The 9,909-nt window shown below is 64.1% G+C and carries 10 protein-coding genes and 1 pseudogene; all 11 read right to left on the reverse strand.

All coding sequences use genetic code 11. The features are described 5' to 3' along the window. Nucleotides 1–737, reverse strand: a pseudogene (locus EN906_RS11550) (apolipoprotein N-acyltransferase); the annotation flags it as partial. Between the two features lie 102 nt (nucleotides 738–839). Continuing rightward, a complete protein-coding gene (locus tag EN906_RS11555; protein WP_245456875.1) occupies nucleotides 840–1,268 on the reverse strand; it encodes a VOC family protein in 429 nt (142 codons plus the stop codon). An 80-nt stretch (nucleotides 1,269–1,348) separates the two neighbouring features. Beyond that, nucleotides 1,349–2,488: a hemolysin family protein gene (locus EN906_RS11560; protein WP_127266946.1), complete on the reverse strand. Its 1,140-nt coding sequence runs from the start codon at nucleotides 2,486–2,488 to the stop codon at nucleotides 1,349–1,351. A 28-nt stretch (nucleotides 2,489–2,516) separates the two neighbouring features. After that, nucleotides 2,517–3,017 (reverse strand): rRNA maturation RNase YbeY, encoded by a 501-nt coding sequence (gene ybeY / locus EN906_RS11565; RefSeq protein ID WP_127266947.1) that lies wholly within the window; start codon nucleotides 3,015–3,017, stop codon nucleotides 2,517–2,519. Between the two features lie 18 nt (nucleotides 3,018–3,035). Further along, nucleotides 3,036–4,028 (reverse strand): PhoH family protein, encoded by a 993-nt coding sequence (locus EN906_RS11570; RefSeq protein WP_023758127.1) that lies wholly within the window; start codon nucleotides 4,026–4,028, stop codon nucleotides 3,036–3,038. A gap of 83 nt (nucleotides 4,029–4,111) precedes the next feature. After that, nucleotides 4,112–5,521 (reverse strand): tRNA (N6-isopentenyl adenosine(37)-C2)-methylthiotransferase MiaB, encoded by a 1,410-nt coding sequence (miaB, locus tag EN906_RS11575; protein ID WP_127266948.1) that lies wholly within the window; start codon nucleotides 5,519–5,521, stop codon nucleotides 4,112–4,114. Nucleotides 5,522–5,595: 74 nt separating this feature from the next. Further along, nucleotides 5,596–6,396, reverse strand: a complete 801-nt coding sequence (locus EN906_RS11580) for a 1-acyl-sn-glycerol-3-phosphate acyltransferase (RefSeq protein WP_127266949.1) — start codon at nucleotides 6,394–6,396, stop codon at nucleotides 5,596–5,598. Between the two features lie 21 nt (nucleotides 6,397–6,417). Continuing rightward, nucleotides 6,418–6,912, reverse strand: a complete 495-nt coding sequence (rimI, locus tag EN906_RS11585; protein ID WP_127266950.1) for a ribosomal protein S18-alanine N-acetyltransferase — start codon at nucleotides 6,910–6,912, stop codon at nucleotides 6,418–6,420. After that, on the reverse strand, nucleotides 6,913–7,590 hold the full coding sequence (tsaB, locus tag EN906_RS11590; protein ID WP_127266951.1) for a tRNA (adenosine(37)-N6)-threonylcarbamoyltransferase complex dimerization subunit type 1 TsaB: 678 nt from the start codon (nucleotides 7,588–7,590) through the stop codon (nucleotides 6,913–6,915). Nucleotides 7,591–7,685: 95 nt separating this feature from the next. Continuing rightward, nucleotides 7,686–8,792: a DUF1513 domain-containing protein gene (locus EN906_RS11595; RefSeq protein ID WP_127266952.1), complete on the reverse strand. Its 1,107-nt coding sequence runs from the start codon at nucleotides 8,790–8,792 to the stop codon at nucleotides 7,686–7,688. A gap of 65 nt (nucleotides 8,793–8,857) precedes the next feature. Then, the coding region (locus EN906_RS11600; RefSeq protein WP_127375183.1) for an imelysin family protein at nucleotides 8,858–9,909 on the reverse strand (1,052 nt) is incomplete at its 5' end.

The raw sequence follows: 9,909 nt of genomic DNA on the forward strand, positions 1-9,909 counted from the left end.
ACGGCCGGCTGAACGATGCGGACATCCAGGCTGCGTGAAGCTGGCGGTTCGGGAGCGCCAAGCCTGACATAGCCGAAGCCGACATGGGCGGCGGCGAGCATGACAAACAGTGCCGCGCCGAGGCGCAGGTGCCGACGTGCCGCCAGCAGTGCCGGCAGTGCGAAGACGAACACGGCGAGCGCGTTCATGCCGATCATGCCCGTCACCGAGACGCTCTGCATCAGCAGCGGCACGGGCATGGCCGCGTAGCCGACGGCATTCCAGGGAAAACCGGTGAACAGGAAATCGCGCAGCCATTCCGCCAACCCGAAGCCGAAGGCAAGGGCGGCGATGCGGCCAATGTCGTTGCTCCACAGCAGCCGGGCTACGATTGCAGCAAAGCCGTAGAAAAAGGCGAGCATGAAAGGAATGCCGACCACCGCGAAGGGGAGCGCCCAGGCAAAACTGACGGCCTCGACCAGCAGCGCCGAGCCGATCCACCAGAGGCCGGCGAGGAAATAGCCGAAACCGAACCACCAACCGACGGCAAAAGCCGGCCGCAGACGCCGGAACAGGCTGCCGGAAGCTTCGCCGGTGGCGCCGTCGAGCAGCCAGACCAGCAGCGGAAACGAGACGAAACAGGCGGCGAAGAAATCGTAAGGCGCCTGCCCAAGCACGGCAAAAGCGCCCGCGAGAAACGCCACGAGCGCACGCCGCCAACCCCAAAGCAGAATTATCCGGCCGGTGAGGCGCTCCATGCATACTTCCGAGTCGCGAATCAGGACACAAGATTTAACAGGCTGCGCTCCGCGCTCCAAACGGGCGGATGGCTGGCTGAGATGCACAGCTCCGGCCCTGCCCTACCGGTGCCAACCCTCGATTTGAACGCCGCCCAGCCGCTCGGCCTCCTCGCGCGGAACCGAACGGATGGTCTGCGTGAAGGTCCAGACATGGCCCTCGGGGTCGCGGGCACGATACTGGCGCTCGCCGTAGAACTGATCCGCCGGCTCCTGGATTATCTCAGCGTCGGTCGCCCGCGCCTGCTCGCAATGCGCATCCAGGCCGCCCTTCAGCCTGACATAGATCGACTGCGTGTTCCTGCCCGAGACCGAAGCCGGGCTGGCAACATAATCGCTCCATTCGGAATCGACGATGATGTAGCTGTCGCCGAATCGCATCTCTGCATGGACGAGTTTTCTCTCGGCATCGCTGACTACCATGCTGCGCTCGAAGCCAAATGCTGCTTCAAGCCAGTCCAGCTGCTGCTTCAAGCCAGTCCAGCGCGGCACGAGGGTCCTTGTAGAAGACACCGGACCCCAGACTTGGATGCTTGAACGGGTCGTCGACAGTCATCGGGCGAGCGTGAGGCTCACGCCTGTTCGGTGCGCGCGGTGGCGCGCCGGCGGCGCTCACCCTTCTGGCTCTGCACGATGCGCACGCGCTTGACGCGGCGCGGATCAGCATCGAGGACGTGGAATTCGAAGCCGGGTATGGCCTGCACCACCTCGCCGCGGGCCGGAACACGGCCAAGCGTGTTGAAAATCATGCCGCCGATCGTGTCGACATATTCGCCATGTTCACCGGCGGCGAAATCCCCGCCGATCATCTTGGCCACGTCGTCGATCTCGGCCTTGCCGTCGACGATGAACACGCCGTCGCCGCTCTGGGTGATCATCGGCTCGTCGTCGTCATGCTCGTCCTCGATGTCGCCGACCACCATCTCGACGATGTCTTCCAGCGAGGCGAGGCCGTCGGTGCCGCCATATTCGTCGATGACCAGCGCCATCTGGGTGCGCGTCGTCTGCATGCGGCCCATCAGGTCGGAGGCAAGCATCGACGGCGGCACGAACAGCACCGGGCGGATCAGATTGAGGTCGCCAATGGTGCGTGCGAGGTCGACCTGGGCAAGATCGAGAACCGTGGCAGCGGGGGTTTTCCTGGTCGTGCGGCCCTTCTTGACGCGCGCGATCTTGGTGATGTGGGCCAGCACGTCACGGATATGGACCATGCCGCGCGGATCATCGAGCGTCTCGGAATAGACCGGCATGCGGGAATGGCCGGATTGTTCGAAAGTGCCCAGGAGATCGCCGAGCGTCGTCGTGATTTCGACCCCCTGAATGTCGGCGCGCGGTACCATGACGTCCTCGACGCGCACTTCGCGCAGCCGCAGGATGTTGTTGAGCATGGCGCGTTCGCCGGGCGAGAAGGCGCCGGCATCGCTCGTCGTCTCGGCAAGCGCGCCGGCAATTTCCTCACGCAGGCTGGTTCCGTTGCGTTGCCGAAACAAGCCCAGAACGCGGTCGAACAGGGAGGGACCGGCAGGCAACGTCTCGCTGGCAGCGCTGCCAGCAGCAGAGGTACTGCTAGCGCCAGAGGTACTGTTAGCACCAGAGGTACTGTTAGCACCAGAGGTAACGGTACTCGGACTTGATCCCTCTTCCGACGTATCGGAAGCCTTGGTCGCACTGCCGGCGTCGGGGCGGGCGGCAGTTTCTGGTTTGTCGTTCATCGTCGTCCGGTCAATTGATCAGATGTAGTTACGCGTAGGGGTCGGGAATGGCAAGCCTTGCAAGCGCCGTGCGTTCGACGGCTTCCATCGCCTCGGCTTCAGTGTCGGTCTCGTGATCGTAACCCAGCAAATGCAGCAGGCCGTGGATGACGAGATGGGTGATATGGTTCTCGACAGGCTTGTCTTCCAGTGCCGCTTCACGCGCGACCGTCTCGGCGGCGAGCACGATGTCGCCCAGCATCGGCGGCAACGGTCCGCCTTGCACAAACGGAAAAGCCGGGAAAGACAAGACATTGGTCGGCTTGTCCTTGCCGCGCCAGCCGGCGTTGAGAACCCGGACATGGGCGTCGTCGGTAAAAACGAGGCTGAGTTCGGAACGGCCCGCCACGCCGGTTTCGGCAAAAGCCGCCTTGACGGCGCGATCGACCAGCCGCGTCAGGCTTGCCTCGTCGGGCCAGTTGCCCGCCTCAACCGATATGTCGATGTCGACGGGAACATTCCCGTCGCCGGATGTTATGTCCTCAGGCATGAAGCCGCATCGTCAACATCAATTCTCGGCGCCGAGGCCGCGCGCCAGCTTGGCGTCCCGGTCGTAGGCCCTGACGATTTCCGCCACCAGCGGATGGCGGACCACATCGCCGTCGTTGAAGCGCACGGTGACCGCGCCCGCCACGCCGTCCAGCACCCGCAAGGCTTCGACCAGTCCCGATTTGGTGTTCGAGGGAAGGTCGATCTGGGTCGGATCGCCGGTGACGATCATGCGCGAATTTTCGCCCAGACGCGTCAGGAACATCTTCATCTGCATCGGCGTGGTGTTCTGCGCCTCGTCGAGGATGACGGCGGCATGCGCCAGCGTGCGGCCGCGCATGAAGGCGAGCGGCGCGATCTCGATCACTTCGGCGGCAATGGCGCGCTCGACTTTGTCGGCGGGCATCATGTCGTAGAGCGCGTCATAGAGCGGCCGCAGATAGGGATCGACCTTCTCCTTCATGTCGCCGGGCAGGAAGCCCAGCCGTTCGCCGGCCTCGACCGCAGGCCGAGAGAGAATGATGCGCTCGACCATGCCGCGCTCGAGCAGCATCGCCGCATGGGCCACCGCCAGATAGGTCTTGCCGGTGCCGGCCGGGCCGATGCCGAACACCAGTTCCGACCGTTCCAGCGCCCGCATATAGGCGTCCTGGTTGAGTGAACGGGCATAGATCGTCTTCTTGCGGGTGGCGATCTGGGCGGCGGAAACCTTGCCCTTGCGCTCCAGCGTCGGCAGGGTCAGCTGATCGTCGGCGGCGATCGCCATGCGCACGGCGCCGTCGACGTCGGACTGGCCGATATCGACGCCTTTCTGGAGAATGCCGTAGAGGTTGTCCAGGGCGCGGCGCGCCTGCTCGGCGGCCGACGCCGAACCCTTGATGGTCAGCTGGTTGCCGCGTGAGCGGATGTCGACGCCAAGCTTCTGCTCCAGCCTGGCGAGGTTTTCGTCGAACTGACCATAAAGGGCGCTGGCAAGCTTGTTGTTGTCGAAAGTCAGAACGATGTGCGCCATGTCAGAAGCCCCAGATGCCGGTACCGGGGGCAGGTTCTTCAGCTCTGCTGCGCTCAACCGTCTCTCCTCATCTGCCGAGACCCTCAGGCCAATTCGGCGAACAGGCTGTTGTAGCCCGTCTTCGTGATTCGCACCTGGATAATGTCACCGATTTCGCCGGCCTTTTCATCAACAATAACCGGCTGCAGCCAAGGCGAGCGGCCAACCTTCTGGCCGGCCTGACGGCCGGGCTTCTCGATCAGCGTGTCGATGGTGGTTCCGACGAGGCTCAAACCAAAATCCTGCTGCTGCTTCACAAGCAGAGCCTGTAGTCTCTGCAAGCGCTCGTCCTTGACCATTTCCGGCACATGGTCGGCCATTTCGGCGCCCGGCGTGCCCGGACGCGGCGAATATTTGAACGAAAAGGCCGAGGCGTAATTGACCTGGCGCACCAGCTCCATGGTCGCCTCGAAATCCGCCTCGGTCTCGCCGGGAAAGCCGACGATGAAGTCGCCGGAGAGCGCGATGTCAGGCCGCGCGGTACGGATGCGGTCGAGCAGCGCCAGATAATCCCTGGCCGTGTGCCGGCGATTCATCGCCTTGAGGATGCGGTCGGAGCCGGATTGCACCGGCAGATGCAGATAGGGCATCAACGCCGGCAGATCGCGATGGGCCGCTATCAGTTCGTCATCCATGTCGCGCGGGTGGCTGGTGGTGTAGCGCAACCGCGCCAGCCCGGGGATTTCGGCCAGCCTGAACAGCAGGCGGCCAAGGCCCCACTCCTGACCGCTCCCGCCCTGGCCATGCCAGGCATTGACGTTCTGGCCGAGCAGCGTCACTTCGCGCACGCCGGCTTCGGCCAGGCGCTCAGCCTCCGCGACAATCTGCGCCACCGGCCGGGAGACTTCGGAGCCCCTTGTGTAGGGCACAACGCAGAAGGTGCAGAACTTGTCGCAGCCTTCCTGCACGGTGAGGAAGGCGGTGACGCCGCGCTTGATGACCTCGGCGCGCCTGGGCTGCGGCAGGTGCTCGAACTTGTCTTCGATGGCGTAGTCGGTCTCGACGATCTTTTCGCCGCCGCGCACCCGCGCCAGCACGTCCGGGAGCCGGTGATAGGTCTGCGGACCGATGACCAGGTCGACGGCCGACGAACGGCGGATGATCTCGGCGCCTTCAGCCTGCGCCACGCAGCCGGCGACGCCGACCAGCATCTCACGGCCGGCCAGGGCACGCTCGGCTTTCATGGCGCGGATACGGCCGAGCTCGGAATAGACCTTTTCGGCCGCCTTCTCCCTGATATGACAGGTGTTCAGCAGCACCAGGTCGGCCTCGCCAATGGCATCGGTCGCGGAATAGCCGTCGGCAGCCAGCGCATCGGCCATACGCTGTGAATCATAGACATTCATCTGGCAGCCATAGGTCTTGATGAAGACTTTTCTCGCTGCCGCGGGAAGCACCGCCGGCTGTCCAGCCGTAGTGCCGATGTCGTCGCTTTCTATCGTGTTCAAGTCCATAAGGCGGCTTCTAACGCCTTTCCGTGACAAAAAACAGACGATTCTCGGCCCGCGCCAGCAAGAGCGTGCCGGAGCTACCGGCTCGGCCGCGGGTCGGCAAGCGCCGCCTGCATCATCTCACGCACCTGGCTTTCCATCAGTTTCGACGTCTCCTTGCGGTTCGAACCCTTGGAGAAGGCGATTGCCTCGCCGAAATGCACCTCGACGTCGAGCGCGCCCTCAGCGAGCAGAACCTTGAGATGCGGCATCAAATCCTCATCGCCGATCCAGGCGGCAAGCGGGCGATGCCGGCGGCCGAGCGGCACGCCGTGCAGACGCGTATAGGCGATCGCCACCGGCTGGATGAACACCTGTTCCGCCGCGCCTTCGGAAATCGCCATCGAGGCGGCGCCGAACAGCGTGCTCTTGAACGGCAGGACCATATTGCCGTCGCCGGTCGAGCCCTCGGCAAACAGCACCATCGCATCGCCCTTGGCCATGCGGCTGGCAATCTCGCTTGCCTGGTCGCCCGACGAACGCTTGCGCTCGCGCTCGATGAACACGGTGCGCTGCAGCTTCGACAGCATGCCGATCAGCGGCCAGCCTTCCATATCCGCCCTGGCGATGAACTTTACGTCGGCAAAAGAGCCGAGCACCATGATGTCGGTCCAGGAGATGTGATTGGACGCCACCAGCAGCGGGCGCTTGTCGGACAGCGCTCCCTTGACATGGATGCGCATGCCGAGCGCCCTGACGATCAGCCTGTGCCAGACCTTGAGGATGAAGGTTTCCGGCCACCAGCCGGTCTTCATCGACAGTATCTGTAGCGGCACGAGGACCAGCGAACCGGCGACAACGAGGCCCAGCGCCAGGAAAATCCTGATTTTCTTGATCATCGCCCCATCCCGGCCGTCTCGCTAGCGAAGATCGCGGCGCATGACAAGCGCGCCGGTCGGTCCGTGTTCGGCCGATCTGTAGTAATTCGGCCGCTTGCCGACCTCGCGGAAGCCCAGCCGACGATAAAGCGCGATCGCCGCGACATTGGTCTCGTCGACCTCGAGGAACAGCGCTTCGGCGCGCTGCGCGTGCAGTTCGCGCAACACCGCGTCCATCAATTGCCAGCCCAGCCCCTGGCGACGATGCGATCGCGCCACCGCGACGGTCAGGATCTCGCCCTCGCCTGCCGCAAGCCTCGCCAGCACGAAGCCGGCGGGCGGCTTGGAGCCCTGTCCGGTTTCGCGCGCGGCATAGCCGAACACGGTGTCCTGTTCGAGCAGGGCGGCGAATTCGCCATCGGTCCAGGGGCGGACAAAGTCCTCGCGATGCAGCAGCGAGACCGCCGGACTGTCGGCGATCCTCAGCGGCTCGAGCGCGTAGTCCCGGCGGCGTGGTTGGAGAAAAGGTATGCGCATTTATCTTTCTTGCCTTGATAGAATAAAGCCAGCCTGCGGCTTGGCGTCGGCGCCGCGTATATAGAGTGGTTTCGGCCGTTCGCCCGCGCCCTTGGCGGCAGCCAGGCGGGCGTAGGTGACAATGTCGGCGGTGGCTGTCCGAGGGCCGACATCAAATTCGCGCCCGGCCGATGCGCTGATGAGCGCTGCCGCGGTGCCGGCAAGCACCGGAGACGTTTCCTTCGCCATAGCCACCACGTCAGCCAGCGTGGCCGCGGCCGGACCGTAAGTCAAGACTAACCTTTCGTCGTAAAAGGCCGCGTGGATCTCTTCACGGCCGGCATCGAGCGCCGCCAGCACGGCGCGACCGGGAAATGCCGCTGCTGCTTCGACGGCCAGCGCCTCCAGTGTCGTCACCCCTATTGCCGGTATCTTCAGCGCCAGCGCCAGGCCACGCGCGGTCGAGACGCCGACGCGCAGACCGGTGAAAGAACCGGGGCCGACAGAGACGGCGATGGCGCCAAGACCTGCATAGTCGGTTGCGCTTGCCTCCAGCGCTTCGGCGATGACCGCCATCAGTTGCTCGGCATGGCCCTTGCCGAGATCGAGCACCTGACGGCCAAGCTCCTGCTTCGCCGTCGCGTCATAGACGCAAGCGGCGCAGAGATTGGCGGCACAGTCGATGGCAAGCAATTTCATGAGGCAACCGGTTCGAAAAACAATTCCCTGTGCCCGCCACGGCCCGCCACCGCAAGGGGATAGTGCATAATTCGTTAAGCGGCTTCGCTTGTAGCCTATGCGGCCTGTTCGATACGCAGCATGTGGTTGTCCCAGACATAGTCCGGTTCGGAGCGTGTCGCACCGCTGCCCTCGACGATCTCGCCGGCGCCGGTGGTGGCCATGAAGCCGGTTCCATCGGGCGCCACGCCGCAGACCTCGACCAATGCGCTGTTCGCAACGACCCGGCCGCTGGCCGCATCGATCACGACGAGCGAGTTGCCTTCCGGCGAGGAAACGGCGACGGTTCCGGCAGCCCAATTGGCGGCTACCGAGCCTATGTAGTTGCGGAAGCCGGACAAAACGTCCTGCGGCATGTCCAGCAACTGCAGCTCCTTGCCGCGCGCGGCGCGACCGACCAGCAACGGTCGATCGGTGCCCGGCCCCCTGTACTGGCAGCCGAACCAGACGCTTCCGGACCGATCGGTGTCCATGTGGCGGATCGACAGCTGATGCAGTGCGGCCGGCAATTCGTGCTTCTCGATAAGATCGCCGGTGACGCGGTCTATCAGCACATAGGACGGCTTCATGGTTGCAATGTTGAGCTCGGCGCGGCCGTAATCCGGATGGGTCTCGATGCCGCCATTGGCAACCGCGATCGTCCTGCCATCGCCCAGGAGCAGAAGCTCGTGCGGACCCATGCCATAGGTCGGGAATTCGCCGACACGGCTGAATTTGGCCCGCGCATCGTAGACGCCGACGACGCCGGCGGCGTTGTCGAAGTCGTTTTCGGTGGCATAGAGCAGCGCACCGTCGGCCGAGAACACGCCATGGCCGAAGAAATGCCGGCCGGCGATGCTGGCGATGGTCAGCGGCGCGTCACGGCCCGAGTGATCGAAAACCACGGCGAAGGTGCCGGGCTGACGCGCGAAGACCACCGAGCGTTTCGATATGGGATCGAAGGTGACATCGTGGCCGCGATCGGGCAGGTCGATCGCATGCAGGACCTTGCCGGCCTCGGACAGGACGGCAGCGCCAAAGCTGCCGTCGCGTTTGACGAAAGCCGTGGCGAAGACGGCGTCGGCCACAAGCGTGGTTGCCCAGGCCGAGGGCGTCATCGTCGCCATGAAGCCAACGCCTGCAGCTCTCAGGAAATCGCGGCGATCTATCAGAGGGGTTTTCAAGGATCAATCTCTCTTCTTGAGCATGATCTTTTCCGAAAACCGGCTTCCACTTTTCGGGATCATGCTCAGTCCCCATCCAGCGAGGAGAAGCCTGCGGTCAGTCCGAATTCGGCGGTCAACCTGGTGCCAATCAAGGCCGAGAGGCTGGAGGTGATCAGCGCGAAATGATCGAGCTTGTCACGCAGCGCCGGATCGGCAAGCGCCTTGTCGATTGGACCGCTGACCGCCTTGGCGGTGGCGACACCGTTGACCAGCTGGATGTGGATCGATTCGGCCATCCAGCGCGCATCGGTCTGCAGGGCATCGCCCAGCTTCGAGGCCTGGAACAGCGTATCGATGCCGGAGAGATTGCCGGCCAGTGACGCGGTGGTGTTTTGCGAGCGCCAGTAGATTGCCTGTTTCGGCTTGTCCGCATCCGGCTTGCCGCCGAAAAACCCTTTCAGGCGCACGTCGCGCACCATTTCGAGCTCATTGATGAAGACGCCGACCAGTTCCGTCACCGCTTCGTTGCCGTCGCGGTAAAGTGGGTTCTGCGGCCCCGGATTGGCCCAAAGCGCTGCAAAGCCGTCCGGCTTGTTCCAGGCGGCGCTGACCTCACCGGCCATGGCTTCGATGTTGCCGGCAACCGCCGCGCCATATGCGCAGCGGTAGGGATCATCCTTGCCGGCAAGTGCATCGGCGCCGTCGCCGTAAAGAACGAATTCGAGCGCGCCCAGCCCCTGCATGGCAACGCTCTTGCCGGCCAGTTGTGCCGGATCGGTCGCGGTCGGATCCTTGTCGGACAGCGCCGCCTGTACCTGTTTCAGGCCGATGCTCTTGCGATCCGGCCAGAACAGCATGCGCTCCAGCCGGTTGTTCTCCTTGATCGGTCCGAAGCCGATGATTTCGGCTGACGACCAGGCATAGACGGTGGCGGAGAATTCGGCGCGTGCGGCATCGAGTTCTCCTTGCGAGGGCGTGACGCACAGCTCGCGCATGGATCCGGTCAAGGCTTCCGCATGCTCGTGCAGGCCGGCATAGGCCGGGCGGACGAAGCCATCGATCGCGCGCTGGATGATATCGGAGGCTTTGACCGCCGCCGACGCAGGGACAACGCCCAGCAGGGCCAGCGGAAGAA

The organism is Mesorhizobium sp. M7A.F.Ca.CA.004.06.1.1, from assembly GCF_003999135.1.
Classification (GTDB): Bacteria; Pseudomonadota; Alphaproteobacteria; order Rhizobiales; family Rhizobiaceae; genus Mesorhizobium.

What these genes read in the sequence shown, in the direction of transcription:
- EN906_RS11560 (WP_127266946.1), bottom strand. Translation starts at nt 2,488, where the DNA reads ATGAACGACAAACCAGAAACTGCCGCCCGCCCCGACGCCGGCAGTGCG.
- ybeY (WP_127266947.1), bottom strand. Translation starts at nt 3,017, where the DNA reads ATGCCTGAGGACATAACATCCGGCGACGGGAATGTTCCCGTCGACATC.
- EN906_RS11570 (WP_023758127.1), bottom strand. Translation starts at nt 4,028, where the DNA reads ATGGCGCACATCGTTCTGACTTTCGACAACAACAAGCTTGCCAGCGCC.
- miaB (WP_127266948.1), bottom strand. Translation starts at nt 5,521, where the DNA reads ATGGACTTGAACACGATAGAAAGCGACGACATCGGCACTACGGCTGGA.
- EN906_RS11580 (WP_127266949.1), bottom strand. Translation starts at nt 6,396, where the DNA reads ATGATCAAGAAAATCAGGATTTTCCTGGCGCTGGGCCTCGTTGTCGCC.
- rimI (WP_127266950.1), bottom strand. Translation starts at nt 6,912, where the DNA reads ATGCGCATACCTTTTCTCCAACCACGCCGCCGGGACTACGCGCTCGAG.
- tsaB (WP_127266951.1), bottom strand. Translation starts at nt 7,590, where the DNA reads ATGAAATTGCTTGCCATCGACTGTGCCGCCAATCTCTGCGCCGCTTGC.